The sequence below is a fragment of the Oryzibacillus soli genome, assembly GCF_051594765.1.
GTDB lineage: Bacteria > Bacillota > Bacilli > Paenibacillales > NBRC-103111 > Paenibacillus_AR.
Genome location: NZ_JBPPGJ010000024.1, coordinates 1 through 26044, shown reverse-complemented (window position 1 = coordinate 26044; position 26044 = coordinate 1). Strand labels below are relative to the sequence as shown.

Below are 26044 nucleotides of genomic sequence, written 5' to 3'. Positions count from 1 at the left end.
ATAGTGAGGGAAGGGACTGTCCAAGAGGAGAGAGGGAAGGGAGCTAGGGAAGCATGGAGAGCATGAACGGAGAGCACGAACGGAAGGATCTGCCTGAGCAGGATGAGGCGGCCGAGAACTGCTGTCATACGGGGGGCGAGCGCAAGAGCCACCATTCCGAGAAGATGAAAGCCAATCTGATTACCCGGCTGAACCGGATCGAGGGCCAGATCCGGGGTGTGAAGGGTATGGTGGAGAAGGACGTCTACTGCGACGATATTTTGAACCAGCTGGCTGCCATCCAGTCGGCGCTGAACGGCGTCGGTAAGCAGCTGTTGGAGGGCCACCTGAAGTCCTGCGTGGTGGAGCGCATCATGGAAGGCGATCACGAAGTCATCGACGAGCTGTTGATCACCGTCAACAAGCTGATGAAATAATTCATTCTATTACGAATCCTAAGGAGAGATGAACCATGGCACAAGCCACATTGAAAGTCGAAGGAATGTCCTGCGGTCACTGCGTGAAATCGGTAGAGGGTGCCCTAAAGCAAGCCGGAGCCTCCGGCACCGTGGACCTGAACGCCAAGACGGTCACCGTCCAGTACGACGAGAGCAAGCTGAACCTGGACGCCATCAAGGCGGCCATCGAAGATCAAGGCTACGATGTGGTGTAAGCAAGGAGCTGTAGGGCAGGCCGATCCGGGTAATCCGGGTCGAGCCTGTCTTTATTGTTGGTGGCCTTGAGCCGGCCGGGAGCGCGGGGGCAGGTGGGGCCGTCGAAGCCACTGCCCGCCAATTGACGGGGAGTCGCATTTCAGCAAGAAAAAGGGGAGCCCCCAAGCCCGTTAAGGCTTCTCGGCTCCCTTCAATTTAATCGGCAGGATTCGGCTTCAACCGGTTATAGCCCCGCTCGCCGTAAGGCTGCAGCTTCTCCAGCCACACCTTCTCCAGCTGCTTGACGGCCCAGGAAACATCCGAGATGTCGTCGGCGGCTTTTTCCTCGAGGACATCGTAGGTGAAGGCGGCAGCGCCGTATTCCTTCCACTCCTTCTGAAGCGGCAGAATGTGGAAGCGTCCCAAGTCCAGCTGGCTCTGGATCATCAGCCACTTGTTCTTCAGGTTCGGATATCCGGCCACGTAGATCTTGCCGTTCACTTGGTTGGTGATCCGGATGACGCCCAGGTAAGTCTTGATCTCCTTGTATTGTTCCTGGAGCTCCTTGCGTCTTGATTTATCCATGCGTATTCCCTCCTAGTGCTGCGTCGTGTGGCAGGCTCCCGCCAGCTATCAATATCCAAGCTCCTTCAAAATCCGGGACAAGGTGGACAGGCGCTCCCCGATGAGCTCGCCGTCCTCGCTTAGCGCTTGGCTGAACAGCCGAATATCCTCCTGGATCCGGTCGTTATCCGTACATACGGCCAGGGTCATGGCGTCTCCCTGCAGGCCAATCCGGTCGATGACCGGTTGCTCCGGGTCGTAGAGGTCCTTGTATCGGTAAGCCTCCCGGAAGTGCTGCAGGCCGCGGCCCACCAGGATGGCCAGATCCAGTACCCGATGGAGGGGCAGCTCCTCGGATTGCCGGGACCACTTCTCTCCGGTATAGCGCCAGACCTTGGCGGATATATCCACCCGGCCGCGGTCGTTCCATTGGGCCAAGCCCAAGGACAGGCCTTTTGCGTCGGAATGATGAGCATAGCGTCCGTCCACGTTCTCGTAATTCTCGGACACGAGGACGGGCTTATGTTTAAGGGTTGTGGGAATTTTCATGGAGGTTCCTCCTTTGGCGGTGCGAATATTTACTAAATTACTAATTTACTAAATTACTACCCAATGAAGATTAGAATACCTTACCCATCCGCTTCTGTCAATCCTGCACGAGTCCAAGGAGCGTCAAAGGTGGGGGGGAGTCAAGCCAGCCAAGTCATTCATGGCACCAAGCCCAAGTAGCCCAAGCAGCCCAAGCAGCCCAAGCAGCCCAGGTAACCCAAGTAACCCAAGTAACCCAAGGTAGCCCAAGTAACCCAAGGTAACCCAAGTAGCCAAGTAGCAGTGAAGTCACCCACGGCCCCTGGAAACGCACATCTTTGTGAAATAAAGCACATACTGTGAAGAAGGTCATAGTCCGCGCTTTTGGCGGCGTGCTACGTTCATCCTATCGATAGAAATGGCTTGTGGCCTCGCAGGGAGGGACCGAACGATGAGAGAGCTCTTGGATAAGCTGTATGAGACGAATGCATTGACGAAGGAAGAGATCATAGAGGTTCTCCGCCATCTGGACGAGGGAGAGAACAAGAAGCTGCTGTTCGATTACGCCCACCGCACCCGTCTGGCCCATTACGGACCCCGCGTGTTCATGCGTGGGTTGGTGGAGTTCTCCAACTACTGCAAGCAGGACTGCATGTACTGCGGCATCCGGGCCTCCAACCGGAATGCGGACCGGTACCGGCTGACCCCGGAGGAGATTCTGGAATGCTGCAAGGAAGGCTATGAGCTGGACTACCGGACCTTCGTGCTCCAGAGCGGCGAAGACTACTGGTACACCGAAGAGCGGCTCATGGAGATCCTTCACCTGATCAAGAGCACCTATCCTGATGTGGCCGTGACCTTATCCATCGGGGAGCGCAGCCGCGCCACCTACGAGAAGCTGTACGCCGCAGGGGCGGACCGCTTCCTGCTTCGCCATGAGACCGCATCCCGGGAGCTGTACGAGAGCCTTCATCCTAAAATGTCCTTCGACAACCGGATGGAATGCCTCCGCATTCTGAAGGAGATCGGCTACCAGGTGGGCGCCGGCTTCATGGTAGGTCTGCCGGGACAGACGCTGGAGCATCTGGCCGAGGATCTCGACTTCCTGCACCGCTTCCAGCCGGACATGATCGGTATCGGGCCGTTCATCCCGCATAATGATACGCCGCTTAAGGGCTCCAAGGGGGGCAGGGTGGAGGCCACGCTGGTGATGGTCGCCATGGCCCGATTGCTGGTGCCCAAGGCGAACCTGCCAGCTACCACGGCTATGGGCAGCCTGGACCCCCAAGGCCGCGAACGCGCCATCAAGGCGGGAGCCAATGTGGTGATGCCGAACCTGTCGCCGACCTCCGTGCGGGAGAAGTATGCCCTCTACGAGAACAAGATCTGCACGGGCGATGAGGCCGCCCACTGCCGGAACTGCATCGAGATGCGCATCAAGGTCAGCGGCTTCGACGTGGACATGGGCCGCGGAGACAGTCTGAACTGGACGGAGCCGTCCGTCGGATAAGCCGCGGGTTCACTCATCCTTATAAGTGGAGCAATGAGACCGCTTGGGCCATAAGCCCGGGCGGTTTTTTGGTCTTTCCGCGGCACCTGGGCCGAAAAGCGGGATTTTCCCCCGGAACCTGACAAAAATCCGGTCTAGGAACCAAGCCGAAGCGAATAGATATGGTAGTATCCGGTTGGCCGGGAAGAATGGAAACGAGGGGGTGGACCCGCCGCTTGCCGGCTCAAGGGCGGGACTCTTATTGGACACCGAACCGATTCCTTATGCAATGCTGCTGCTGCTGGTACCGGTGCTGGTCATGCTGAACGGATTTTTCGTCGCGGCTGAATTTGCCATCGTCAAGGTCCGAATATCCCGGCTGGACGCCATGATCCAAGAGGGGCACCTGCGGGCCAGATTCGCCCGGAGCGTGGTGGGGAACCTGAACGCCTATCTGTCTGCATGCCAGTTGGGGATCACCCTGACCTCCCTGGCGCTGGGGTGGGTCGGTGAGCCGGCGGTATCCGCCGTGCTGGCGCCGCTCCTGCACCGGCTGGGCGCTTCCGATGGGGCGGTGCACACCGTCTCCCTGCTGCTGGGCTTCTTCTTGATTACGGTGCTGCATATTACGGTCGGGGAGCAGTTCCCGAAGACGTATGCCATCCGCAAGGCGGAGCCGATCACGCTGTGGTTCGCGGGACCGCTGATGGCGTTCTTCAAGCTGATGGGGCCGCTGATCTGGATGCTGGACGGCTTGTCCAACGCCCTTCTGCGCAGAGCGGGCATCCGCCCGGAGGAGGAGCGGGATCCGGTCCACAGCGAGGAGGAGCTCCGGTCGCTCATGAAGGAGAGCCGCAACAGCGGCCTCTTGGATCAGACGGAATTCACGATGGTGGATAATATCTTCGACTTCTCCGAGACGAGCGCGAGGGAGATCATGATCCCCCGCACGGAGATGGTGTGCCTCTATGCCGGCCTGACGTATCAGGAAAATATGGCGATCGCCATCGGCGAGATGCTGACCCGGTATCCGGTCTGCGACCCGGATAAGGACAGCATCATCGGCTTCGTCCATATTAAGGATCTGCTGAAGACGGACACGGACCGGCAGGATATCCGCACGCTGATCCGTCCGCTGCTGAGCGTTCCGGAATCCATGCCGATCAGCGCACTGCTCCGGCTCATGCAGAAGAACCGGGCTCATCTGGTTCTCTTGATCGATGAATACGGAGGCACGTCGGGACTGGTTACCGTGGAAGACATTTTAGAAGAGATTGTGGGGGAGATTCAAGACGAATTCGACGAGGAGCGCCCCGCTATCGAGCTACGGGAGGGGGAAACCTACTCCGTAGACGGCTTGATGCTCATCGAGGAAGTGAACGAGGAGCTGGGGCTGGATATCCGTTCCCAGGACTACGATACCATCGGAGGATGGCTGTATGCGCAGGTCGAAATTCCGCCCCGTCGCCATCAGTCCGTACGGCTGAACGGCTACGAGTTCGTGGTCGAGGATGTGGACCACCTCCGGATCTCCAGGATCATGATCCGCCCGTTGAGTGCGGGAGAATACGGGGACGAGGGGGATATGGTGTCATAAGCGGCTGTGACGGCCGCATATACTGAGGAGACAAGCACAAAACCGGCTGCTCGGTAAACGCCGGCAGCAAGGAGGCGGTCTCTACGATGCGGCTGCACCGAAAAATGGCGGCGGTGTTCTTCGGCAGCCTCATGGTGGCCATCGGCATCAATCTATGTTTCGTTCCGAATGAGCTTATGGACGGCGGCTTGGTGGGCGTCGCCCTGATCCTGAATTATATCTGGAAGGTGAAGGTGGGTCTGGCGCTGGTGGTTCTGAGCATTCCCATCTTCGTCTGGGCGTGGAACCGGAACAGGAGCTTCTTTTTTCACAGCCTTCACGGCATGCTGATCTCCTCAGTCCTGATCGATGTGGTGGCCATCTTCTACCGGCAGGTGCTGGTTCCGGAATTTGGGCCCATGCCCCTGCATCCTTTGGCCGGCGCCATCGGAGGTGGGCTGCTGGTGGGCACGGGCATCGGGTTGATGCTGCGTTATCAAGTCAGCACCGGGGGGACGGATCTGCTGGCCCAGTTTCTGTCCGAGCTCTTAGCGATGAATGTCGGCATCATCATCCTCTGGATGGATGTGGCGGTGCTCTTCATCGGAGCCCTGCTGCTGTCGGGGGAAACCCTGCTGCTCTCCGTCATCGCCGTGCTGGCGGTGGCGGTGGCCACCAGCTGCATGGTGCAGCAAACCGAAGAGGCGGACGCCCGGTAAGGGCTCCGCCTTCTTGCGATGCTGCGGTATTCGGACCCAGCCGCCTCGATGAAGGCCTGTCATCCCTTCTTGCTGTACATCCGGAGATCGCCAAGCTGGATCAGCACTTTGCCGAAGCGGCCTCCCTGCTGATAGCGGACCGCGCCGCCGGGATAGGTGCGGTTCAGATAATCCGTCACCACCCGGCGGGTGTCCTCCTCCGCCGGCAGCTTCCGCATCCGAAGCTGAGCCAGCATTTCTTCGGCGGCATCCTCGACGGAGCATTCGACCGTCTTCATTTCCCGGGTGACGAGGGAGGCGTAGGAATACCCCCTCAGATAAAGCAGCTGCAGCAGGTAGACCATCTCCGAATGGCCGTGGCTGGGAATCCGGTCCGTTACGAGCGGAAGGATCTCCTCCAGCAGACTATTCTCGTGCGGTCCGGCAGACAGGCTGATGTAGACGTACCGGCGGGCGCAGCGGATCAGGCTCTCCACGCTCTGCCAATCCGTCACGGCCGGGCACATGGAGGCGAAGACCAGGTCGAACCGGTTATGCCACCCTAGGGCGGCCGGGTCCAGCGCTTCGAAGGTTTCCCGTACCAGCGTGACACTCCCGGCCGTAAGCCCGGCCGCATGGGCTTGCATCAGATCGCCGAGCGGAGCGCAGGGCTCCACCGCTGTGACAATGGCGCCCCGTTCGGCGAAGGGGATGGAGAATCCGCCGGAGGCCGCCCCTACGTCCAGAACGGAGGAGCCCTCCCAGGCCATGCCCTGATCCTCCAGCCATCCCATGATCCGCTCCCGTCTTTTCACGCCTTCCTCGCTGAAGGCGGTACGGTCGAATTCCACCGCTTTGGGGGCAAAGGCTTCATAGGGATCGAAGCCGGTTCGCTTCATTCGGTTGGCGAAGGTCGACGGGTCGTCCCTCCAGGCATCTTCCCATACTTGGGCGTTCAATAGCTGCTGTTTATCCATGTGCAGATCCTCTCCATTCTTCTTCCGTTAAGTCCGTATTGATGGCTACGGCGGCCTGGCTTCCGGACGCTGCGGCTGCAATCAGCTGGGAGGACGCGCCGGTGGCCGACTCGCCGGCCGCATACAAGCCGGGCAGCGAGCTTCTCCCCCACGCATCGGTCCGGATTCCGCCGCCATCCGTCATCTCGCAGCCGAGTCCTTGAACGATCCGGTTCTGCGGAAGCCAATGGGGCGTGATGAAGCCGCCGGTTCGGGCCAGGCTGGAGCCATCGGCAAAGTCCACTCGTATCAGCTTCCCTCCGGAGCCCCGGAAGGCAGCCACCGGCTGCTCGATCAGCCGGATCCCCCGGTCGGCCAGGAGCTTCCGCTGGTCTTGCTCGAGCACGCGGAAGCCGTTGGTGCATACGGTCAGATCGCGGCTCCACTGATAGAGCAGCTTCGCCATGTGGAACAGCCGCGGCGTTCCCGATACCAGGATCAGGGGCTGATCGCGGAGCTCCCAGCCGTCGCAGTACGGGCATTGGAACAGACTCTTGCCATAAAGCTCCTTCAAGCCGGGAATATCGGGGAGGGCCTCCTTCAGGCCGGTGGCCATCAGAAGCTTGCGAACCCGGAGCGGTGCCCCGTCCGAGGTGGTGACGTTGAAGCCTGCTCCCCCACCCGCCAAGGAGACGGTTCGTACCTCCGCAGGGCGATGCACCACGGAGGGATACCGAAGCACTTCCTCGTAGGCGATGCGCCGGAACTCGGACGGGGTGACTCCGTCCCGGGTAAGGAAGCCGTGGGAGGCATGGGTTACGGCGTTTCGGGGCCGGGCGTCGTCGATCAGCACTACGGTCCGTCTGGCTCTGCCCAGCACCAGAGCCGCATTCAGCCCGGCCGGACCTCCGCCGATAATGGCGCATTCAAAGTCGTAGCTCATAGAGCTTCCCCACTTTCGTGTAAAGTGTATATTGCAGATATAATGGATTCATTATATCCATAATAATGGTATAACAAAGGACGGCTTGTCACACCGTCTTTATCGCTTCTGCCAAATCGGAAATTTTCTTCTCCCGCAAGTACATCTCCATCTGCCGTTCCGCCTCCAGAACAACCTTCTGGATGACACAGTCGTCCCCATGGTTCAGACTGCATTCGAACACCGAAGCGGTACCTTCGATAGCATGGATGATGTCGAGAAAGGAAATATCCTCCCGGTTCTTCTTCAGCCGGTACCCGCCGTTGGCGCCGGATACGGATTGAATGAGTCCGGCCTTCACCAGCTTGGCCAGCATCTTGGACAAGTAGGTGGGGGAGACGCCGAGCTTCTCGGCGAGCGGATGGACGCTGACCGGCTTGCCGGGAGCGGCGGCCGTCAGGTAGAGCATGGCATGCAGGGCGTAATCGGTCGCTTGGGAATATTTCATGTTAGGGCGGCTTCTTTCTATTGTGGACTTTATGAATCCATAATAGCTTTGATGCCGGAGATAGTCAAGGGCTCTGAATTTATCCTACGTTTCTCATAGCCAAAAAATACCCGGAGAAAGCATCTCCGGGCATCATGGTGCTGCTATCGGGCGCGTTGTACGGCCCTCGGTCAGGCTTCTGCTGCCGGGCGCTCCGCCGGCTTGCTGCCTCGCAGCCGCTTGGCGGTATAATAGCCCGCCAGCGACAGGGAGCAGACGGCCAGGATCGTCTCCATGGCCTGGAAGCCCACGGCATCCAGCAGGATGCCCGTCGCCACCAGCACCACCTGGAAGAGCAGGCGATCCAGCATCCCCCGCAGGGAGAAGAAGCGGCCGTGCATCTCCGGGGCCACTTCCTTCTGGAACAGGGTGGTGGTGATGGGGAAGAAGATGCCGGCGGCCAGGCCGAAGGCACCGAAGGCCACCACGGACAACAATTTCACGGAGGCCAGGATCAGCGCAGCATGGGCCGAGGCGAAGATGAACGTGCAGCCGAGCAGCACGGCCATTCTGCGGCGCTCGGAGCCGAACCGCTTGACCAGGAAGGAGCCCAGCAGGAAGCACAGGCCCTCCGCCGTGTACAGCCAGGCCTTGATGGAGGTGTCGGCCTGGATCTCGCTGACCTTCAGGATGACCAGATTGAAGCCTCCCAGGAACAGGGCGGGAACGAAGGTCAGGAGCAGGGCCGCCAGCACGTTGGGAGACTGCTTCAGCATGGGCCACAGCTCCATAAAGCCGCCGCGGGGCCGCTGCTTGGGGGCCTTCGGCCCGGTTGTTGCGCCGGACGGGAGGGAGGCAGCGGATGCTTTTGCCGAGTCTGCTTCCACGGCCTCTGCAGCCGGCTTCTCGTCCAGACGGAGCAGCAGGGTGATCAGGAACAGGACCGTGTAGGAGATGATGGTGCACAGATACATCATGTTCAAGCTCATGTACAGCAGGAGCAGTCCGCCGAAGGCTGTGCCGAGGACACGGGTCAAGGTGCTGACGGTCATGTACAGGCTGTTCACCTGCAGCAGCTCCTTAGCGGGCACCACCATGGGAATGATGGCCTGCCAAGCCGGGAAGAAGAAGGTGGCCGACGTGCCCAGCAGGAGCAGGTATACCACCATCCACCAGACGTTCCCCGTGGCGATGGCACCGAACATGAACAGGACGCTGACGATCCGCAGCAGACCCGACAGATTGATGATGGTCTTCTTGCGGGAGGCGTCGATCAGGCGGCCGGCATAGGGACCCAGGAACAGCCCCACATAGGTGTTGCACAGGATGATGAGCGACTTCAAGGTGTCCGACTGCACCGTATGCTGCAAAAATTCCAGGTTCCCGATGATGCCGACCCACATGCCCAGCCCGGCGACGGCCTCTCCGGCCATAATGAGCCATACGTTGCGGTTGCGCCACATGGTTGCTTACACTCCTGACGGTTGCGCGTTGGAGGACCTCCAACGGTCAAATTTATTTGACCATTATCATACCTGTGCCGGGAAGGAGCCGTCAACGGAAAGATTGGCTGGGAAAGGAAAGCACAGGGGGAGGCTTCGGCTGTAGGGAGGCTGTGTTGGGGGGGAGGGATGGTGCTGTGTAGAGGGTGGTACTGTCCCCCCACCACCGTTCCCTTCTCCACGCTCCGCGGATAAGTAAAAAGCCTCCTTCGGCTTCAAGCCGAAAGAGGCGATACGCGTGCTTCGCTTACTTGGACTTCTTCTTGGCGGCGGAACGGCCCAGCTTTTCGTCATGGGGCTCGGTGGTGTCCTTCTCGTCCGGAGCCTTGTCCTTGTTCTTCGGATCGGTCATGGCACGGCACCCTCCTTTCGCGCAATCGGTATGCTCCTGACGGAGCATGGATAATATGCGCTGGTGGCGGACGAGCTATACCCGCATCGCAGCAGTCCCGGCTGCAACGACGGCTGCACCATCCTGAACCAGACCGGCTATATCCGCCCGGGGCAGGCCGCTACAGCCGTCCCTCCCACTCTCCGTAGAAGCGCTCCAGATACTCCTCCATGAAGGCATGCCGGGCTTCGGCTCTTCGCCGACCCTCGGCAGTGTTCATCAGGTCCTTCAGCTTCAACAGCTTCTCATAAAAATGATTCACCGCCGTATCCTTCCCGCTCCGGTACTCCTCCGCGGTCATCTGCTCCCGCGGCTTGACCTCCGGATCGTGGGCGGGGCGGCCCTTAGCCCCCGAGTAGACGAAGACCCGGGCGATGCCCATGGCGCCGATGGCGTCCAGCCGGTCCGCATCCTGGACCACCCGGCCCTCGGGCGTCCGCATGGGAGGCCGTCCGCCACCCTTGAAGGACATGGTGGAGACGATCTCCAGCACATGCTCCCGGTCGGCGTCCGCCACTCCTGCTTCCGCCATCCAGCGGCTGATCTCGGCCAAGCCTTGGGCTTCGTCGCCGCAGATCTTCTCGTCGGCCAGATCATGAAGCAGCGCAGCCAGCACGCAGACGAACCCGTCCGCCTGCTCCACCTCCGCCAGGGAGCGGGCCGAATCCGCCACCCGCTTGATATGCCACCAATCATGGCCGGTGGTCTCGCCTTCCAGCCGCTCCCTCGCGTAACGCTCCGCTTCCGCGAGGATCCGCTCTGCGGCTTCGGCGGGGGTTCGTATCGCCGCTGGTTTTTGCCCGTGCTGCTTCTCTGGTTCCGTCATTCTCTCAACATCCCTTCTCTTCCTGGACTTTCCATTCCGTGAACGTACTGTACCACCCCCGCACAGCGGTGTCCAGCCAATTGTAGCCAATTGTCGCCAATCCGTCACAGCCCGGCAGGATGAGAGATTTCCCTGCGGCAACACTAGGGAAAGGAATGGAATCCCCATGATGGAGGCGGCGCGTAATGCACAGACGAATGAATCTGCTGATGTTCTCGGGTGAATACGACAAGGCGATGGCCGGGTTGATCCTAGCCAATACGGCCAAGGAGCTGGATGTGGAGGTGACCATGTTCTTCGCGTTCTGGGGCTTGTTCCTGGTGCGCGATCCGGAGAAGCTGAGCCTCGAGGACAAGTCGCTGTATGAGCGGATGTTTGCTCTCCTGACTCCCCGCGGGCCGGAGCAGCTTCCGATGTCGCGGATGAACTTCGCCGGCTTCGGCAAGCACATGCTGGAGGAGATGTTGAAGGACGACGAGGCGCCCCGGCTCATCCATTTCCTGAAGGGGGCGCGGAAGAAGAATATTAAGTTCTACGCCTGCAAGCTCTCCGTAGAGGTCATGGGCTTCAAGCAGGAGGAGTTCCTGCCGGAGGTGGAGATCATCGACGCCAAATCTTACCTGAACGACGCCCTCGATTCGGACATGCAGCTCTTCATCTAAGAGGAGGGGAATCCGGGACGGATTCCGGCTCCTCCCCCAGACGGAGAAGGTCATGCCGCCAAGATGATGACTCGAGTCACTACCTGCCTAAGGGGAAGAGGCGTATAGTGAAGTCAGATTGTTACCAATATCTGACGGAGACGGGTGGAACGGACATGATGCAGGGAATGTTTCGGAATGCGGCGTACCGCAAGCTGTTTGTGGCTAATGTAACCTCGCAGCTGGGCAGTACCGTGGGCAATATGGCGTTTGCGTTTTATTTGTTGGACCGGTTTGCGGAGAAGCCGTTCTACGCCACACTGGCGGAGCTTATGTATTCGGCGCCTACGCTTCTGGTCTTCTTCATCGTAGGCGTCCTGGCGGACCGGATGGACCGCAAGCGGATCTGTGCCTGGAGCGACTGGATCCGGATGCTTCTGACGATGGGCCTCTTCGGAGTGCTGTTTACGGACGTGATGCCTCTGGTGTTCGGGGTGCTGTTCCTGCGGAGCGCCGTGGGCAAATTCTTTGAGCCGGCTGAGGCGGGGCTGGTGCAGGGCGTGCTGGATCCGGAGCAGTACACCCAGGCGGCGGGGCTGAACCAGATGATCTTCGGCGTGTTCATGCTGTTCGGCATGGGCTTGGGTGCTCTGGCCTACCGGTATGTCGGCATCGAAGGAGCCGTCCTGCTGGACGCCGCCAGCTTCCTCGTCTCAGGGCTGTTGATCACCGCCTGCCGGATCCGCGAGGAGGTTCGTCTTCCCAATGGGCGGACCCGGTTGGCGGAGCTTAAGCTGTCCATGGTGGTGAAGGACTTCCGCGACGGGCTGGCGTACATTTTCCGCAACAAGCTGCTGTTGGCGCTGATTCTGGGCTTCGGCATTTTCGGCTTTGTGAACGGCGCTTTTGCGGTTCTTCCGATGTTCACCATGAAGTATAAGCTGTCCCCGGACCATTACGAGCAGTTCAGCTCCTTCTTCGCCATCAGCCTGGGCATCGGGGTGCTGGCGGGAAGCATTCTCGGTAACCTCGTCGTGCAAAAATGGGGCTACGTCCGCGTCATTGTCGCAGGCCTGCTGGGAGAGGTCGTGGTCGGAACGGTGCTGGCGTTCACGCCGAACGTATGGGTGTATCTGTCGGCCACCCTGCTGCTGGGCTTCCTCATCGCGCCGGTCAATGTGGCCCTCGGGGGCTGGCTGCCCCACATTATCGATCCCGCCTATCAGGGCCGGGTCAACTCCTGGATCGGACCGGTCATGATGCTGTCCCAGTCTATGGCGCTGGGGCTGGTGGCGATGTTTTATCCCCGGTGGATGTCGCTGGAGGCGGTTTACTTGGGGGTAGGAGGATGTATTCTGGTGGCGGCGCTGCTGTACGCGGCTACCCTGCCCAAGCTGTCGGCCGAGCATGAGACCGGCAAGGCCGTTCCGGCGGTGGAGCTGGCCACACCTGCGGCTGCAGGAGTTCCCGTTGAAGGGAAAGGGGAGCGCGCATGGGAGGCATAAGCTGGATCGACGTGGACGAGGATAGCTTCAACTATCGGGTGTTGGAGGCGGACCGTCCGGTTCTGGTGGAGTTCTGGGCCCCTTGGTGCGAACCCTGCCAGCGGATGATGCCGATCCTGGAGGAGCTGGCGGCGGAGGCGGGGGACCGGGCCGTGGTGGCGCGGGTGAATGCGGACGACAACCGGGAGCTCCTGTTCCGTCTGAAGGTCCGGGGCATCCCCAGCATGAAGCTGTTCCGGGACGGCAGGGAGACCGCTCACTTGGCGGGCTACCGGCCCAAGGAGGAGCTGCTGCGGCTATTGCTGAGGGAGCCCGAGGAATGACAAGGGACTGACCAGACACCGCCTGCCGTACCGTGAAAAAACCCGTTGCAGCCGAAAGCGCCTTCCTTCATAATAATACCTATATGGGTATGGGAGGCGATGCCGGTGAAATTCGATGATGACGTGAAGAAACGGTTGAAGCGGATTGAAGGCCAAGTCCGGGGAGTACTCAAGATGATGGAGGAGGACGAGGCTTGCAAGGATGTGGTCAGCCAGTTGGCCGCTGTCCGGAGCGCCGTCGACAAGACCATCGCCTACGTCGTCGCGACCAATCTGGAGAAGAACATCCTGGAGGAGAAGGCCGGGAAGAACTCCAGCAAGCTGGTGAAGGACGCCGTCGAGCTGTTCATCAAGAGCAAATAGCAGGCAAGGCCGGGCTTCGCAAGCCCGGCCTTTTTTTATTCCGGCCTCTTGAGTATGGATGACCTGCCACTCCTGCCATGGTCCTGCCTCACGGAGCGCCGATTCATGAATACCAAAGATAATGCAAATACTGTTAGGATAATCCCAAGGTATCGAAATCCCTCGAAGCTGAACGTACCTCTCATTACGATACCGATCAGCAATGAAGAAAGAATGGTTCCCAGGTATCTTGATGTATTAAATAATCCAGAGGCTACCCCAATGATTTCTTTTGGAGAAATTTGGAACAAGGCCGCTTGCATGCCGACACTGTTTAATCCGTTGCTGATGCCGAATAACGCTAAAGTTACACATACACTGATAACCGGTGAGGTTTGGTTCCATGTAACGATCCATATTGACCCCAATGTCATCAGCATTCCGGACAAGAGCAATGCTGGCCGGGGCCCTGAATGATCGATCCATCGTCCTGCCAATGGAGAAGCAGCGAGCGAGCACAAGCCCAAGCTTAGCATGAGAAGCCCTGTATGGAACTCGCTAACCTGTCGTACCATTTGCAAGTAGGACGGAAGCCCGAAAAAGAGCGAGTAAAAAAGTGCGTTAACAAGCATGAATTGGACATTAACCCAAGTCATTGCAGGATATTTGGCAAAGGATCGCAAAGGAAGAAAGGGTGCCCCCGCTTTTAACTCGTGTCTTACGAAAGCGCCCAACGTCACGAGGCCTACCAGCCCTACAATGACATATCTTAATGAGACATGACCTGTTGATTCGGCTGACATTAATCCAACGAGCAGGGAAACCAGACCCACTGTGAAGAGCAGGATCCCTGATGCATCAATCCAATCCAACCATTTACGAAAGGACATGTTGCGTGTAACGGATGTTGGTGACTCGTCCTTAGGAATAGTCCTCCATGCTAACAGAAAGCTCGCCAATACGAACGGAATATTGATGAGAAAGATAGCATGCCAATCCCACCAGTGAATCAAGACTCCGCCAATGAAGGGTCCCAATGCGGCAGCCCCGGATAGAAATATGGACAATACAGACAAGGCAGTCGCTTGTTTCTCCGTGATATAAATTCGTACAATAGCCATTCCAACCGCAACCATCATACTTGTTCCGAAGGATTGCACTATGCGGAACGCGATGAGCCACCCAAAGTTTGGTGATAGTGGAGCGAGTAATGATGCTATGAAGGCTACAACAAGCCCGGTAATAAAAATCTTCCGGCGGCCGAATAAATCGCTGGCCCTTCCCATGATAGGTTGGGCGATAGCACTGGCGATGTAGAAAGAAGAAATGATCCATGAAATTCCTGTAAAATCAAGTCGGTACACATCTTGAAGCCGTGCAATGGCCACCGAAACCATCGAAGAATTTAATGGGTTCAAGAGTATTCCCAGTCCGACAGAAATGATCAACCGCTTGTTGCTGACACTCATTGTAAATCCCCTCCCAATACGACATGCTTTCATCGTATTTGAAAAGGGTCATTTATTCCAACGCATTTCATGTTATAATTTCATGCATTGGAGGGAATGAGAGGAGCGATATGGAACTTCTTCAACTGCAATATTTTCTCGCGGTAGCTCGGTTGGAACATGTGACCGAAGCTGCACAAAGTCTGCACGTGACTCAATCGTCTCTAAGCAGAACGATTCAACGCTTGGAGGAGGATCTGGGGGTCTCTCTTTTCGATCGAACCGGGAGGAAGCTGCGATTGAATGAGTTCGGAAGCAGGTTCCTTCGCCGTGCAGAAAGGGCATTGTTTGAATTGGAACAAGGGAAGCAAGAGATTAGCGATTTATTAAGCCCTGAACAGGGGACACTCGAATTGGCGGTGACCACCGCAAGTCCGTTGCCACATATCCTTCGTGAATTTCGGAAAAAGCGGCCCAATATCCAATTTCATGTGCAAATGCTCAACTCGCAGGAAATGGTGATGCTTCTTCAAAGAGGAGAGGTCGATCTCTGCTTGTCTTCAGCTCCTGTTCAAGGGGATGATATTGAATGTCAAATCGTATTCATCGACCCCATCCTTGTAGCTGTACCAAAGGGGCATCGGTTGGCAAACCGAGATAGCGTCTCCTTGACGGAACTAAAGGAGGAATGGTTTGTCGGTGTAAAAAGAGGCTACGGCGTTCGCGATTTAGTGGACTCTGTATGCCAATCGGTAGGATTTGCGCCTAAATACGTGTATGAGGGAGACGAGCCTGCAAGGTTAAGCACACTTGTTGAAGCAGAAATTGGCATAGCCTTCATACCAAGTACGGCAAAGCAATCATGGGAACATATCAAATATCTTCAGGTCGAGAATCACGAATTGGTACGGGAGATTGCTTTGCTGTGGCACAGGAGCCGATACATTTCGCGGGCTGCCCTGGAATTCCGTGAGGTCGTTGCAGACTATTTTGGGACGTTATCCAAGCAGACAATGCAATCAGGAGAGAAATAAAAGCTTCAGCGTCTTATGACCCGGCCGGTATCCGAGGCCGGGTTTCTGCATTTATTGCATCCACTTTAATATGATGAAGCAGCAGTAAGGGCGATAACGAAAGAGAGCGGGTCCGATTCGATTGGCAAGGGATGGGGGCCATCCCTTACAATGGAGCCAGTAGGAGGGATGGACATGGAAACGAGGATGCCTGTCGAGCGGATCGACCGGCGGATGATCCGGGTATGGAGGCTGACCGCCTGGCTGGCAGGAGGAGGGCTGCTGTTGGCGGCCGCTGGGCTGCTGGCGGCTTGGTACATGTGGTCGTGGCCGTGGTGGCTTGGGGCTGTGGCGGCTCTTGCCGGAGTCTTGGAGATCGGACTGGCCGGCTACGTCCGCCCGCCCTATATGTGGAGAACCTGGAGATATGAAATACGCGAGGACGAGATTGATCTCCTCCGCGGCTTCTGGACCGTACGGAGAACGGTGATCCCCATGGTGCGCGTCCAGCATGTGGACCTGAAGATGGGACCCGTCATGAGACGGTACGGGCTGGCCGGAATCACGTTCTCCACAGCTGCGGGAAGTCACGAGATTCCGGGGCTGGATGCGGGTACGGCGGATGAAGTCCGCCAGAGAATCAGCGGCTTGGCGAGGCTTGCGCATGAAGATATCTGACGGCAAGCGCCAGCACAAGCTGATGATCGTTCTGAGCTCCCTCCGCCATCTGAAGGAGCTGCTTATTCCGCTTCTGGTGCTGTTCGTCTCACATGGGTTCCAGCGGGAGGGATCGGACCGGGACCTCTATTGGAGGCTGGCGGTAGGAGCGGCTCTGGTGGTAGGCGCCTTCGTCTGGGGCTTCCTCCGGTGGTGGTGGTTCCGGTACCAGGTGGAGGACGGGGCGCTCCGGATTGAAGCGGGCGTCCTGGTGAAGAAGCAGATGAGCATCCCGCTCGGCCGTGTCCAGACGCTGGACACCTCGGAGGGCATCCTGCACCGGGTCTTCGGGCTGGTGCAGGTTCAAGTCCAGACGGCCGGAGGGACCAAGCCGGAGGCCGTCTTCACCGCGCTCTCGCGCAGCGAGGCCCAATGGCTGGAGCGGGCGCTCCGAGGGGAAGCGGCCGTCGGCGGCGCAGAGGTAGGGGCGGTAGGCGGGGGCGGAGAGGCTGCGCTTACCGCAGGCGTCGCCTACGCCGGTGACGCGCCGGCGGCGTACGGCAGCTGCGGCGAAGGCCCGGCAGCCGCGCTTCCGGCGGGGCCGCCTCCCGCAGCGTACGCCGGAAGCGCCACGCCGCCTGGCGCTGCCAGGCCCGCGGCCTCGGCGCATGCTGCGGAGCCGCCTGCGGCCGCTGAGGCTGCCGCCTCGGGGGCACCCCCGGACACGGCCGCCCCGGGCGCAAGCGCGCCTCTCCCGCTCGGCGGGAGCCGCACAGCAGTCGCCCCGGCCACAGCGCCGGAGCAGGAGCCGGTCTACCGTCTGCCGGCGGGCCGGCTGTTCCTGGCGGGGCTCACCGTCAACAACCTGGGCGTCGGCATCTCCCTGCTGTTCGCAGGCCTGTCCCAGGCAGATGACGTGTTCCCCGGCTTCCGGCCGTTCCGGCTGCTGGCGGAGCTGTCCGGACCGAGGGTGTTCCTACTGCTGGCTGCAGCGGTGCTGTTCTTCTCCTGGCTGCTGGCCGTGGGCAGCTCCATCGTCCGCTTCGCCGGCTTCACGGTCAGCCTGCATGGAGGGGATCTCCGGATCACCCGGGGGCTACTGGAACGGAACAAGGTGACGCTTCCGGTGCGGAGGATCCAGGCGGTCCGGATCACCCGGGAGCTGATCTGGCGCCCGTTCCGGCTGGCCGCCGTCCATGTCGTATGCGCCGGCTACGGCAACCGGCAGGGGGAGAGCACCCTCCTGTTCCCGCTCATGCGGGAGGAGGAGCTGGAGCCCTTCCTGCGGGAGCTCTGCCCGGAATTCGCGGCTGCTCCGGATCAGATCCCCTTCCGCTCTCTGCCGGGCAAGGCGCTGTGGGGCTACATGCTCCCGCTGCCTCTCATACTGGCTGCCGCGTCTGGGGCCGCCTGGTGGCTGCTGCCCTACGGGGAGTGGGGCTTCTTGGCCGCAGCGCTGGCCGCGGCGGGAGGCTACCGTTCCTACCGCAAGGCCGGATATGCCGTAGAGGGGGGCAGGTTGTCCTTGCGCCACGGGTATCTGACGGACAGCGTCCTGATCGTGCCGGCACGCCGGATCCAATACTTGACCGTCGCCCAGAACCCGCTGCAGCGCAGAAGCGGGCTGGCCGCTCTCCGGCTGTCCCTGGCGGCAGGTCCCCTGGGGTCGCACTACCGCATGAAGGGGCTGTCCTACAGCACGGCGATAGAGCTGCTGCACGGAGCAGGACGGAACGGGATTCCGGCAGATCCGAAGCCTGGCGTCCGGACGGATTTGTAATACAACCGTAATATTCGGTTCATCTTCCTTTAACGTTCGGCGCCTATACTAAATCTCGACCCCCTTTTTGATAATATAACGTTTAGGACCTGGCTCTTGGAGCGCAGGTCCTCTTTTTTTGCATCGCAACCAAAGGCACGATTGCCTCTGATCGCCACGATAAAAAACAAAGTTCGAGATCAAAGGCAAAAATGCCGCTTGTTACCCCGTTGAGTTCCAAAGAGGATCCTTATCCCCTAATCAAAGGCAAAAATGCCTTTCATCGTGTCGATGTACGTGAAAATAATGAATGAAGGGCAAATAGGCCGTTGATCTAACGGAAGGGTACGGAACGAGATACGGGTGAGCCGGTGTAAAGGCCAAGTAAAAGAGGCCCCTATAGAGGCTAGCCGCAACCCGCCGCGGTTGGCAGCCACTCCAGAGCGCCTACGGGCGCTGGCTTGCAGCACTTCCTAACCGGTCCAGCCGGTGGCTATGTCGTGGGTAGAATCAATCTCCCCCGCCACCGCCATCTCCGCCGCCGCAATCCCCGCCGCCACCGTCGAAGCCGCCGCCGCTGTCCGAGCAGCCGCCACCGTCGTCCCCTCCGTGGTGATGCCCGCCACCGTGGTGATGATGGCTTCCACCGCCGTCGTGGTGGCGATTGCGATGGCCGTCGTCGTCATCCGTCCACATGAACGGCATGACATCCCCGCTGGACGAATCGCTGCCCCGCCGTCTGGCCCCGTTCTTGCGGACGCTTCTCCGGTCCAGGCTGGTCGAGATCAGAATCAGCATACAAGCCGCAACAACAAATAGAAGAAATAGTCCCAATTCAGGTTCCTCCCCAATATGAAAACCTTTATATCTTAAGGTATTCCCCATCAATTGGAAATTTCCTTCCCCACCTGAAATTCGAGCTCCCGTCATCGGGTTCCTCACCAGACACGCCGTCAACCGTTTCGGGCATTCGTTATTGAGAATCCCCTGCGAACAGCCAGCGAACGCGCAAAAAAATGGGGCCTGTACCAGCAGGCCCCATCCCGTTATTCAATCGATTGCATGACGATACCCGTTCGGATACGAAAACACCTGGTCACACATTGCATTAAATTGTTGCACAAAAGGATCCAGAGAGCGCCCCATCCACTGCTCCTGGGACAGCTTGTTCACCTGGTTGATGAAGTCGCGGTTGGCCGAGATGAAGACATCCTTCACATCGGGCTTCAGCTCCCGCACCTTCAGGGCCACCGTCTGCTTGAACGGGTGGGACAGGTCCTCGTGGTCCCGCACCGTGCCCCAGCTGTTGGTGCCGCTGGCGATCCAGTCGGGGTCGGGCACCGTGTTCGAGCCTGTCCGGTTATCGTAGAATCCGTCCTGGGTGCCCGTATTGTTGGTCTCATAACGGCTGGCTTGGCCTCCGGAGGTCCCGGTGGCCGTATGGTCGGTCATCAGCGCCACGTACGCGTTGCTGTCCGTCACCAGGACATAGCCCTGAGCCACTCCGGGTACGTCCGAGACGGCGGCAGACAGCTTCTCGTCATAAGCCAGCTTGGTATTCCGGTGCATGAGCAGCCCGTTCAGCTCGGAGCCATACGCGCGGGGCCCGTCGTCCGCGGCGGATTCCGCGCTCTTGCTGCTGTAATTCGTCTCGTTGCGTTTATCCCCCGGATTGATCTCATAGCAGCCGGAGACGACTGTCAACCCCAGGGCCGTCAACCCGAGCATGCCTCTTGCCCAGTTGGTCCGTTTCCCCATCATATTCACCCTCCAGAGAAGTCGGATATAGGCGTAGGTTTCTATTATATGAAGGGATTTATGCGAACGATTCACTGGGAAGCTCATGCAACTTGTGCAACAGAGAAAGAGTTTAAATGGGACGTAAAATGAAGAAAATGGCTTAATTTAGAACGTTTTGTGAACTTTATCTAATGCGTTGACAAAAATCTGTAACAAATTTATAGTTAGAAAGTGACTTAAGCGATTGACATATTACGAGCAAAAGTGGTAATAAGCATTTGGGCATTTTTAATTAGTTCTCTTTAAGGAATAATTTGTTTTATTGCACAGCTTGTTTCATGGCAACGATGCACCATGTTTTGGGGGTAGGGGTTACGCATTAAGCGGAATCCGGAGGGCAAGCCTCACGGGGATGTCCGGACCCGCCCGGTCTAGTCGGCTACACTTGCTGAGATTTCTAACAATAGAGAGAAATGAGGTAGATCCGTAATGAGTCGGTGGAAAGGTTTTCGTCGTCTGGCTTCCATGTCGGCCTTGATGGCGCTGCTGCTGGCCGGCTGCGGTGACCCTTCGATTTCCGCGCTGGATCCGAAGGGGCCGAGGGCCGAAGAGCAGCTGAACGTCATTATGATCAGCTTGGGGGTCATGATTCTTGTCATCGCCGTGGTTCTGGCCATCTACGTGTACGTGCTGGTCCGTTACCGCAAGCGTGAAGGGGATAACTCCATCCCGAAGCAGGTGGAAGGCAGCCATATCCTCGAAGTGATCTGGACCGCCATTCCGATTCTGCTGCTGGTCGTCATCGCGGTGCCTACCGTGTACTACACCTTCCAGCATTCGAAGGATTATACCAATGATCCCGACGCCGTCGTCGTCGAAGTAACCGCACATCAGTTCTGGTGGGAATTCGATTATCCGAAGCTCGGCATCAAGACCTCCCAGGATCTCGTGATTCCGGTAGGCAAGAAGATCGCCTTCAAACTGACCTCCGCGGACGTGAACCACTCCTTCTGGGTGCCGTCCTTGGGCGGGAAGATCGATACCAACCCGGGCATGACCAACATCTGGTCCCTTGAGGCCAGCGAAGAGGGCGTGTTCCAGGGCAAATGCGCGGAGCTGTGCGGCGCCTCACACGCTTTGATGGACTTCAAGGTGGTGGCGGTATCCGAAGCCGAATTCGCGCAGTGGACCGCGAAGATGACCGGGGCAACCCAGGTTTCTGCAAACGCCGCCAAAGGCCAGCAGATCTTCAAGGACAACTGTCTCGCCTGCCACGCGGTATCCCCGGACGGCGGCGGCTTGGGTCCGAACCTGAACGGCCTGGCCAACAAGGAACGGATCGCCGGCATTCTGGAGCACAACGACCAGAAGCTGAAGGAATGGATCACCAACGGCCAAACCGTGAAGCCGGGCAACAAGATGCCGGAATTCAAGGATAAGCTGAACGACACCCAACTGAATGACCTGGTTCAATATCTCAACACCCTGAAATAAGACAGACTATAGAGAAGGAGGGTACGACCGTGGCTCATCCCCATACGGTTAAGCGGCGTACAGGCATCATGGATTGGCTTACCACCGTTGACCATAAAAAAATCGGCATTCTCTATCTGCTTGCCGGCGGCTTCTTCTTCCTGATCGGGGGCTTCGAGGCGCTTCTGATCCGGATCCAGCTGATGTTCCCGGAGCAGACCATCTACGTCGGCGGCACCTTCAACGAGCTGATCACGATGCATGGCACCACCATGATCTTCTTCGCGGCCATGCCGCTTCTGCTCGGCTTCATGAACGCCATCATGCCGCTGCAGATCGGCGCGCGGGACGTTGCGTTCCCGTTCGTGAACGCATTGGGCTTCTGGCTGTTCTTCTTCGGCGGCCTGCTGCTCAACATCAGCTGGCTGCTGGGCGGCGCTCCGGATGCAGGCTGGACGGCCTACGCGCCCCTCTCCGATCCGAACCATAGCGGCATGGGCGTCGACTTCTACGTCGTCGGCCTGCAGATTTCCGGTATCGGTACGCTGATCGGGGGCATCAACTTCCTCGTCACCATCATCAACATGAGAGCGCCGGGCATGACCTTCATGCGCATGCCGCTCTTCACCTGGACGACCTTCGTCACGTCGGCACTCATTCTTTTTGCCTTCCCGGCGATTACGGTCGGCTTGGTCGAGCTTATGTTCGACCGCCTGTTCGGCGGCAACTTCTTCAACCCGGACAAAGGCGGCAACGTGGTCCTCTGGCAGCACTTGTTCTGGATCTTCGGGCACCCCGAAGTTTACATCCTGATCGTACCGGCCTTCGGCATCATCTCCGAAGTTGTGGCCACCTTCGCCCGCAAGCGTCTGTTCGGCTACAGCTCCATGGTGTTCGCCACCGTGCTGATCGGCTTCCTGGGCTTCATGGTCTGGGCGCACCATATGTTCTCCGTCGGCATGGGTCCGGTGGCCAACGCCATCTTCGGTATCGCCACCATGGCGATCGCGGTCCCGACCGGCGTCAAGATCTTCAACTGGCTGTTCACCCTGTGGGGCGGACAAATCCGGTTCACCACGGCGAATCTGTGGGCGCTGGCTTTTATCCCGACGTTCGTTATGGGCGGTACCACCGGCGTGATGCTGGCCTCCCCGGACGCGGACTTCCAGCTGCATGACACCTACTTCGTCGTCGCGCACTTCCACTATGTTATCGTAGGCGGTCTGGTGCTGGGCTTGTTCGCAGGCTTCTACTACTGGTGGCCGAAGATGTTCGGCCGCATGCTGAACGAAACCTTGGGCAAGTGGCACTTCTGGACCTTCTTCATCGGCTTCCATCTGACGTTCTTCGTGCAGCACTTCCTGGGCCTCATGGGGATGCCGCGGCGCGTCTACACCTATCTCGAGAATAACGGCTGGAACGATCTGAACCTGATCTCCACCATCGGAGCCTTCGGCATGACGATCGGCACCATCCTGTTCGTAGCCAACATCATCATCACCCTGCGCAAGCCGAAAACCGCTCCCGCCGATCCGTGGGACGGCCGTACCCTGGAGTGGGCGATTCCGTCCCCGGCTCCGGAGTACAACTTCAAGCAGCTTCCGCTGATCCGCGGCCTCGATGCCGTATGGAAAGAAAAGATGGACGGCAACGGCCAAGTGCCCGCCGCCGAGCCTCTGGGCTCCATCCACATGCCTTCCGGCTCCATCGTTCCGCTCGTCATGTCCTTCGGCCTCTTCGTCGCCGGCCTGGGCTTCATGTACGGCAACCCGAAGGTGGAGATTGCGAACGGCGTTCTGGACTTCCTGTTCCACAACTACATCATCTCGGGCATCGGCCTGGTTATTACGCTCGGCGGGATGTTCGTCCGCTCCGTCTATGACGACCACGGCTGGCATATCGAGAAGGAAGAGCTTGAAGACAAAGGGGTGAAGGCATAATGAGCAACGTACACGCCCATCATACGGACGGAGTGCTTCCGCACGATCCGGAAAAAGCGACGCTCGAGGGACGCAACAAGATTCTTGGCTTCTGGCTGTTCCTTGGCGGCGAAACCGTACTGTTCGGTACGCTCTTCGCCACCTTCATCGCCCTGCGCAACCAGGTGCCGGACGGTCCGACCGCCAAGGAGCTGTTCGACCTCTCCATGGTCGGCATCGCCACCTTCATCCTGTTGACCTCCTCCTTGACGAGCGTCATGGCCATGATGTCCATGCACCGCCACAAGCTGGGCGCCACGCTGGGCTGGCTCGGCGTGACCATCGCCCTGGGGGGCGCGTTCCTGGGCCTCGAGATTTACGAGTTCATCCATTATGTCCATGAAGGGCACACCTTCACGTCCAGCGCTTTTGCCACCTCGTTCTATACGCTGGTCGGCTTCCACGGCGCACACGTCGCGTTCGGGGTGCTCTGGATCGGACTGTTGATCTTCCAAGGCTTGGAGAAGGGCCTAACGGTCGTAACGGCTCCGAAGTTCTTCGTGGCCTCGCTGTACTGGCACTTTATCGACGTAGTCTGGGTGTTCATCTTCACCGTGGTTTATCTGATGGGAAAGGTGGGCTAACACGATGAGCGCAGAGAACCAGCACACTTCCTCCACAGGCCCCAAGGTGCGCCACAAGCTGGAGGGCCCCAAGAATCACTATCTGACCTTCGCCGGCTCCATTCTTCTGACCATGCTGGCCTTCGCGGCCGTGCTGTACGGAGGAATGACCAAGGCCTTCCTGGTACCGTTCCTGATCGTCATGGCGGTGGTTCAGGTCGTGCTGCAGCTGGCGTACTGGATGCATATGAAGGACCGCGGCCACGTCTATGCGATCATCGGCCTCTGCTTCGGAAGCATCATCGCGCTGACGGCGGTCGCCGCAGGCGTCTATTGGATCTGGTGGTAACAAATAAAGAGGCGGATTAAGATCATCTTAACCCGCTTCTTTTTTCCATTATGCAAGGCATGGAGGTACGGAAAATGGATCACACGCAGCATATGCATGCGGGCGCGCCCGGACTGCTCGACCTGTGGAATCCGTGGATTCTGCTCCTGACGCTGGGCATCGCGTTCGCCTATCTCTATATCACGGGGTCTGCCGGCTCCGCCTGGAAGGATTACACCAGGGTATCGGGGAAGATGAAGTTCTACTTCCTCTCCGGCCTGCTGGTGTTCTGGGGGGCGGAGGGTACGCCCATCAGCTTCTACGGCCACATGGATCTGTTCAGCGCCCATATGCTGCAGCAATCCATGCTGTACCTGATCATGCCGCCGCTCCTGTACCTGGGGCTTCCCGCATGGCTGGTGCGTCCGGTGCTGGGAGGCAAGTGGGCCCGCCGTCTGGTATACCCGTTCACCCAGCCCTTGATTGCCATCGTCAGCTTCAATATGATCTTCTCGATCTACCACATTCCGATGGTGTTCAACCACGTGTATGATGTGCCGGTGCTGCATACGGGCTATCACTTGGTGCTCCTTGCCGCGGCGTTCCAGATGTGGTTCCCCGTCTTCAGCCCGCTGCCGGAGTGGAACCGACTGTCGAATCTGCAGCGTATGGCGTACATCTTCGCCAACGGCGTGCTGCTGACGCCGGCGTGCGCGCTGATCATCTTCGCGAAGGATCTGGTGTATGACGCCTATCTGGACGCTCCGGTGCTGATCGGATGGCTCCACGGGCTGGACGACCAGCAGATGGGCGGCGTAGTCATGAAGATCATTCAGGAAATTGTTTACGGCTTCGTATTGGCATACAGCTTCATGAAATGGTATCGTATGGAGAGAAGGGAAGAGGACTACCCCGGCGATCCCAACGCCCCGTCTGCCGTCGCGGCGCGGGCTGCGGCCAACGGGGGGCTCAACCGCGCTTGAGACACCGGGTGCTCCGGTGCCCGCAGGCCGGGCGGCTTCCCATTTTCCAACAGAAACGGACGGGATTTTCACTATGGATCACTTGCTGCCAACCATTTGCACGATCTGTATCGTCATAAGCGCCGTATTCGTCGGCTTCGGCTGGGCCGCCATCGTCAAGGGCCGGCAGGAGCAGCATCAGAAGCTGATGCTGACCGGCGCGATCTTCGCGCTGATATTCTTCCTCTTGTATGTGGCCCGGACCATCTTTGTCGGCAACACCTCGTTCTCCGAGGAAGCGCCGGTGTGGGTGCGGGATGCGTACTTCGTGTTCTTGATCTTCCACATTGTGCTGGCCACCGTGTCCGGCGTGTTCGGGCTGGTGACGCTGGCGCAGGCGTTCAAGAAGAACTTCGCCAAGCACAAGAAGATCGGCCGCTGGACCGCCGTCATGTGGCTGTGCACGGCACCGACCGGCGTCATGGTGTACGTGCTCCTGTACCTGATGTACCCGGGCGGGGACACCAAGCCGGTGATCGACGCGATCTTCGGCGGATAAACGGTTGGGAATGGAAGAGACCGGCGATGATGCCGGTCTTTTTTTTGTATAAGAAAACCCCCAGTTCGACTGGGGGTTCAGGAAGCTTATAGCTATGAGTAGTCAATCCTTTGAACTCGATGATAAAATTTTAGCCGGTCTGCCAACCGCTAAAAAGTATCGAAGGAGAACAAAGGATGGA

28 protein-coding genes are annotated in these 26044 nt (G+C 58.7%); 18 read left to right on the top strand and 10 right to left on the bottom strand.

Annotation, left to right across the window (positions count from 1 at the left end):
• Positions 1 to 62 precede the first annotated feature (62 nt).
• Together ACSEXW_RS24855 and ACSEXW_RS24850 are read left to right on the top strand one after the other, a co-directional pair.
• Positions 63 to 416: a metal-sensitive transcriptional regulator gene (locus tag ACSEXW_RS24855; RefSeq protein ID WP_438448920.1), complete on the top strand. Its 354-nt coding sequence runs from the start codon at positions 63 to 65 to the stop codon at positions 414 to 416.
• 35 nt (positions 417 to 451) lie between these two features.
• Positions 452 to 652 (top strand): cation transporter, encoded by a 201-nt coding sequence (locus tag ACSEXW_RS24850; RefSeq protein WP_438448890.1) that lies wholly within the window; start codon positions 452 to 454, stop codon positions 650 to 652.
• A gap of 196 nt (positions 653 to 848) precedes the next feature.
• Here ACSEXW_RS24850 and ACSEXW_RS24845 read toward each other — a convergent pair whose 3' ends face one another.
• Together ACSEXW_RS24845 and ACSEXW_RS24840 are read right to left on the bottom strand one after the other, a co-directional pair.
• On the bottom strand, positions 849 to 1217 hold the full coding sequence (locus tag ACSEXW_RS24845) for a GIY-YIG nuclease family protein (RefSeq protein WP_438448889.1): 369 nt from the start codon (positions 1215 to 1217) through the stop codon (positions 849 to 851).
• A 48-nt stretch (positions 1218 to 1265) separates the two neighbouring features.
• Positions 1266 to 1745 carry a DUF6530 family protein gene (locus ACSEXW_RS24840; protein WP_438448888.1) on the bottom strand — a complete coding sequence of 160 codons (480 nt, stop codon included), beginning with the start codon at positions 1743 to 1745 and terminating at the stop codon, positions 1266 to 1268.
• Positions 1746 to 2175: 430 nt separating this feature from the next.
• Here ACSEXW_RS24840 and hydE point away from each other — a divergent pair, with 430 nt between their 5' ends.
• The 3 genes from hydE (at position 2176) to ACSEXW_RS24825 (ending at position 5508) form a co-directional block, all read left to right on the top strand.
• Positions 2176 to 3234, top strand: a complete 1059-nt coding sequence (gene hydE / locus ACSEXW_RS24835) for a [FeFe] hydrogenase H-cluster radical SAM maturase HydE (protein ID WP_438448887.1) — start codon at positions 2176 to 2178, stop codon at positions 3232 to 3234.
• A gap of 241 nt (positions 3235 to 3475) precedes the next feature.
• Positions 3476 to 4810: a hemolysin family protein gene (locus ACSEXW_RS24830; protein WP_438448886.1), complete on the top strand. Its 1335-nt coding sequence runs from the start codon at positions 3476 to 3478 to the stop codon at positions 4808 to 4810.
• An 86-nt stretch (positions 4811 to 4896) separates the two neighbouring features.
• Complete coding sequence (locus ACSEXW_RS24825) at positions 4897 to 5508, top strand: YitT family protein (protein WP_438448885.1); 612 nt, start codon at positions 4897 to 4899, stop codon at positions 5506 to 5508.
• Between the two features lie 59 nt (positions 5509 to 5567).
• Here ACSEXW_RS24825 and ACSEXW_RS24820 read toward each other — a convergent pair whose 3' ends face one another.
• The 5 genes from ACSEXW_RS24820 to ACSEXW_RS24800 form a co-directional block, all read right to left on the bottom strand.
• A complete protein-coding gene (locus tag ACSEXW_RS24820) occupies positions 5568 to 6464 on the bottom strand; it encodes a class I SAM-dependent methyltransferase (RefSeq protein ID WP_438448884.1) in 897 nt (298 codons plus the stop codon).
• On the bottom strand, positions 6457 to 7386 hold the full coding sequence (locus ACSEXW_RS24815) for an NAD(P)/FAD-dependent oxidoreductase (protein WP_438448883.1): 930 nt from the start codon (positions 7384 to 7386) through the stop codon (positions 6457 to 6459). Before ACSEXW_RS24815 ends, ACSEXW_RS24820 begins: the two co-directional genes overlap by 8 nt.
• A gap of 88 nt (positions 7387 to 7474) precedes the next feature.
• On the bottom strand, positions 7475 to 7873 hold the full coding sequence (locus ACSEXW_RS24810; protein ID WP_438448882.1) for an RrF2 family transcriptional regulator: 399 nt from the start codon (positions 7871 to 7873) through the stop codon (positions 7475 to 7477).
• A 170-nt stretch (positions 7874 to 8043) separates the two neighbouring features.
• Entirely contained in the window at positions 8044 to 9315 is a 1272-nt protein-coding gene (locus ACSEXW_RS24805; RefSeq protein WP_438448881.1) for an MFS transporter, read from the bottom strand.
• Positions 9316 to 9866: 551 nt separating this feature from the next.
• The gene (locus ACSEXW_RS24800; RefSeq protein ID WP_438448880.1) at positions 9867 to 10571 is read right to left on the bottom strand and encodes an HD domain-containing protein; all 705 of its coding nucleotides are present in this window, start codon (positions 10569 to 10571) and stop codon (positions 9867 to 9869) included.
• 185 nt (positions 10572 to 10756) lie between these two features.
• Between ACSEXW_RS24800 and ACSEXW_RS24795 the strand changes: the two genes are divergently transcribed.
• From ACSEXW_RS24795 to ACSEXW_RS24780, 4 genes are all read left to right on the top strand, one after another.
• Entirely contained in the window at positions 10757 to 11233 is a 477-nt protein-coding gene (locus ACSEXW_RS24795; protein ID WP_438448879.1) for a DsrE/DsrF/DrsH-like family protein, read from the top strand.
• A gap of 155 nt (positions 11234 to 11388) precedes the next feature.
• Positions 11389 to 12717 carry an MFS transporter gene (locus ACSEXW_RS24790; RefSeq protein WP_438448878.1) on the top strand — a complete coding sequence of 443 codons (1329 nt, stop codon included), beginning with the start codon at positions 11389 to 11391 and terminating at the stop codon, positions 12715 to 12717.
• Positions 12705 to 13040, top strand: a complete 336-nt coding sequence (locus ACSEXW_RS24785) for a thioredoxin family protein (protein WP_438448877.1) — start codon at positions 12705 to 12707, stop codon at positions 13038 to 13040. The genes ACSEXW_RS24790 and ACSEXW_RS24785 overlap by 13 nt, the downstream gene beginning before the upstream one ends.
• 99 nt (positions 13041 to 13139) lie before the next feature.
• On the top strand, positions 13140 to 13403 hold the full coding sequence (locus tag ACSEXW_RS24780) for a metal-sensing transcriptional repressor (protein ID WP_438448876.1): 264 nt from the start codon (positions 13140 to 13142) through the stop codon (positions 13401 to 13403).
• A gap of 35 nt (positions 13404 to 13438) precedes the next feature.
• Here the strand turns inward: ACSEXW_RS24780 and ACSEXW_RS24775 are convergent, their stop codons facing one another.
• Complete coding sequence (locus ACSEXW_RS24775) at positions 13439 to 14851, bottom strand: MFS transporter (RefSeq protein ID WP_438448875.1); 1413 nt, start codon at positions 14849 to 14851, stop codon at positions 13439 to 13441.
• A 110-nt stretch (positions 14852 to 14961) separates the two neighbouring features.
• Between ACSEXW_RS24775 and ACSEXW_RS24770 the strand changes: the two genes are divergently transcribed.
• The 3 genes from ACSEXW_RS24770 to ACSEXW_RS24760 all read left to right on the top strand — a co-directional run bounded on the left by ACSEXW_RS24770 (position 14962) and on the right by ACSEXW_RS24760 (position 18280).
• Positions 14962 to 15864, top strand: a complete 903-nt coding sequence (locus tag ACSEXW_RS24770; RefSeq protein WP_438448874.1) for a LysR family transcriptional regulator — start codon at positions 14962 to 14964, stop codon at positions 15862 to 15864.
• Between the two features lie 174 nt (positions 15865 to 16038).
• Entirely contained in the window at positions 16039 to 16521 is a 483-nt protein-coding gene (locus ACSEXW_RS24765; RefSeq protein ID WP_438448873.1) for a PH domain-containing protein, read from the top strand.
• Positions 16508 to 18280, top strand: coding sequence for a PH domain-containing protein (locus ACSEXW_RS24760; protein ID WP_438448872.1), 1773 nt, complete (start codon positions 16508 to 16510; stop codon positions 18278 to 18280). The genes ACSEXW_RS24765 and ACSEXW_RS24760 overlap by 14 nt, the downstream gene beginning before the upstream one ends.
• A 452-nt stretch (positions 18281 to 18732) precedes the next feature.
• On the opposite strand, the gene ACSEXW_RS24755 is transcribed toward ACSEXW_RS24760, so the two are convergent.
• Both ACSEXW_RS24755 and ACSEXW_RS24750 read right to left on the bottom strand, forming a co-directional pair.
• Positions 18733 to 18945, bottom strand: coding sequence for a hypothetical protein (locus ACSEXW_RS24755; protein WP_438448871.1), 213 nt, complete (start codon positions 18943 to 18945; stop codon positions 18733 to 18735).
• 364 nt (positions 18946 to 19309) lie between these two features.
• Positions 19310 to 20020: a YhcN/YlaJ family sporulation lipoprotein gene (locus ACSEXW_RS24750; RefSeq protein WP_438448870.1), complete on the bottom strand. Its 711-nt coding sequence runs from the start codon at positions 20018 to 20020 to the stop codon at positions 19310 to 19312.
• A gap of 468 nt (positions 20021 to 20488) precedes the next feature.
• Here ACSEXW_RS24750 and coxB point away from each other — a divergent pair, with 468 nt between their 5' ends.
• The 6 genes from coxB (at position 20489) to ACSEXW_RS24720 (ending at position 25863) form a co-directional block, all read left to right on the top strand.
• Entirely contained in the window at positions 20489 to 21493 is a 1005-nt protein-coding gene (gene coxB / locus ACSEXW_RS24745) for a cytochrome c oxidase subunit II (protein WP_438448869.1), read from the top strand.
• Positions 21494 to 21561: 68 nt separating this feature from the next.
• Entirely contained in the window at positions 21562 to 23412 is a 1851-nt protein-coding gene (gene ctaD / locus ACSEXW_RS24740) for a cytochrome c oxidase subunit I (protein ID WP_438448919.1), read from the top strand.
• Complete coding sequence (locus ACSEXW_RS24735) at positions 23412 to 24035, top strand: cytochrome (ubi)quinol oxidase subunit III (RefSeq protein WP_438448868.1); 624 nt, start codon at positions 23412 to 23414, stop codon at positions 24033 to 24035. Before ctaD ends, ACSEXW_RS24735 begins: the two co-directional genes overlap by 1 nt.
• A gap of 4 nt (positions 24036 to 24039) precedes the next feature.
• A complete protein-coding gene (locus tag ACSEXW_RS24730) occupies positions 24040 to 24363 on the top strand; it encodes a cytochrome C oxidase subunit IV family protein (RefSeq protein ID WP_438448867.1) in 324 nt (107 codons plus the stop codon).
• Between the two features lie 74 nt (positions 24364 to 24437).
• Positions 24438 to 25325, top strand: a complete 888-nt coding sequence (locus ACSEXW_RS24725) for a cytochrome c oxidase assembly protein (protein ID WP_438448866.1) — start codon at positions 24438 to 24440, stop codon at positions 25323 to 25325.
• Positions 25326 to 25398: 73 nt separating this feature from the next.
• Positions 25399 to 25863 (top strand): DUF420 domain-containing protein, encoded by a 465-nt coding sequence (locus tag ACSEXW_RS24720; protein WP_438448865.1) that lies wholly within the window; start codon positions 25399 to 25401, stop codon positions 25861 to 25863.
• Positions 25864 to 26044: the final 181 nt, after the last annotated feature.

Excerpts from the sequence above, each read along its gene's own strand:
- ACSEXW_RS24850 (WP_438448890.1), top strand. The coding sequence starts at position 452 with ATGGCACAAGCCACATTGAAAGTCGAAGGAATGTCCTGCGGTCACTGC.
- ACSEXW_RS24805 (WP_438448881.1), bottom strand. The coding sequence starts at position 9,315 with ATGTGGCGCAACCGCAACGTATGGCTCATTATGGCCGGAGAGGCCGTC.
- ACSEXW_RS24795 (WP_438448879.1), top strand. The coding sequence starts at position 10,757 with ATGCACAGACGAATGAATCTGCTGATGTTCTCGGGTGAATACGACAAG.
- ACSEXW_RS24780 (WP_438448876.1), top strand. The coding sequence starts at position 13,140 with ATGCCGGTGAAATTCGATGATGACGTGAAGAAACGGTTGAAGCGGATT.
- ACSEXW_RS24820 (WP_438448884.1), bottom strand. The coding sequence starts at position 6,464 with ATGGATAAACAGCAGCTATTGAACGCCCAAGTATGGGAAGATGCCTGG.
- ACSEXW_RS24720 (WP_438448865.1), top strand. The coding sequence starts at position 25,399 with ATGGATCACTTGCTGCCAACCATTTGCACGATCTGTATCGTCATAAGC.
- ACSEXW_RS24770 (WP_438448874.1), top strand. The coding sequence starts at position 14,962 with ATGGAACTTCTTCAACTGCAATATTTTCTCGCGGTAGCTCGGTTGGAA.
- ACSEXW_RS24725 (WP_438448866.1), top strand. The coding sequence starts at position 24,438 with ATGGATCACACGCAGCATATGCATGCGGGCGCGCCCGGACTGCTCGAC.
- ACSEXW_RS24810 (WP_438448882.1), bottom strand. The coding sequence starts at position 7,873 with ATGAAATATTCCCAAGCGACCGATTACGCCCTGCATGCCATGCTCTAC.
- hydE (WP_438448887.1), top strand. The coding sequence starts at position 2,176 with ATGAGAGAGCTCTTGGATAAGCTGTATGAGACGAATGCATTGACGAAG.
- ACSEXW_RS24790 (WP_438448878.1), top strand. The coding sequence starts at position 11,389 with ATGATGCAGGGAATGTTTCGGAATGCGGCGTACCGCAAGCTGTTTGTG.
- ACSEXW_RS24750 (WP_438448870.1), bottom strand. The coding sequence starts at position 20,020 with ATGATGGGGAAACGGACCAACTGGGCAAGAGGCATGCTCGGGTTGACG.
- ACSEXW_RS24825 (WP_438448885.1), top strand. The coding sequence starts at position 4,897 with ATGCGGCTGCACCGAAAAATGGCGGCGGTGTTCTTCGGCAGCCTCATG.
- ACSEXW_RS24815 (WP_438448883.1), bottom strand. The coding sequence starts at position 7,386 with ATGAGCTACGACTTTGAATGCGCCATTATCGGCGGAGGTCCGGCCGGG.
- ACSEXW_RS24755 (WP_438448871.1), bottom strand. The coding sequence starts at position 18,945 with ATGACGACGACGGCCATCGCAATCGCCACCACGACGGCGGTGGAAGCC.
- ACSEXW_RS24735 (WP_438448868.1), top strand. The coding sequence starts at position 23,412 with ATGAGCAACGTACACGCCCATCATACGGACGGAGTGCTTCCGCACGAT.
- ACSEXW_RS24775 (WP_438448875.1), bottom strand. The coding sequence starts at position 14,851 with ATGAGTGTCAGCAACAAGCGGTTGATCATTTCTGTCGGACTGGGAATA.
- ctaD (WP_438448919.1), top strand. The coding sequence starts at position 21,562 with ATGGATTGGCTTACCACCGTTGACCATAAAAAAATCGGCATTCTCTAT.
- ACSEXW_RS24855 (WP_438448920.1), top strand. The coding sequence starts at position 63 with ATGAACGGAGAGCACGAACGGAAGGATCTGCCTGAGCAGGATGAGGCG.
- ACSEXW_RS24760 (WP_438448872.1), top strand. The coding sequence starts at position 16,508 with ATGAAGATATCTGACGGCAAGCGCCAGCACAAGCTGATGATCGTTCTG.
- ACSEXW_RS24845 (WP_438448889.1), bottom strand. The coding sequence starts at position 1,217 with ATGGATAAATCAAGACGCAAGGAGCTCCAGGAACAATACAAGGAGATC.
- ACSEXW_RS24840 (WP_438448888.1), bottom strand. The coding sequence starts at position 1,745 with ATGAAAATTCCCACAACCCTTAAACATAAGCCCGTCCTCGTGTCCGAG.
- ACSEXW_RS24765 (WP_438448873.1), top strand. The coding sequence starts at position 16,039 with ATGGAAACGAGGATGCCTGTCGAGCGGATCGACCGGCGGATGATCCGG.
- ACSEXW_RS24800 (WP_438448880.1), bottom strand. The coding sequence starts at position 10,571 with ATGACGGAACCAGAGAAGCAGCACGGGCAAAAACCAGCGGCGATACGA.
- ACSEXW_RS24785 (WP_438448877.1), top strand. The coding sequence starts at position 12,705 with ATGGGAGGCATAAGCTGGATCGACGTGGACGAGGATAGCTTCAACTAT.
- coxB (WP_438448869.1), top strand. The coding sequence starts at position 20,489 with ATGAGTCGGTGGAAAGGTTTTCGTCGTCTGGCTTCCATGTCGGCCTTG.
- ACSEXW_RS24730 (WP_438448867.1), top strand. The coding sequence starts at position 24,040 with ATGAGCGCAGAGAACCAGCACACTTCCTCCACAGGCCCCAAGGTGCGC.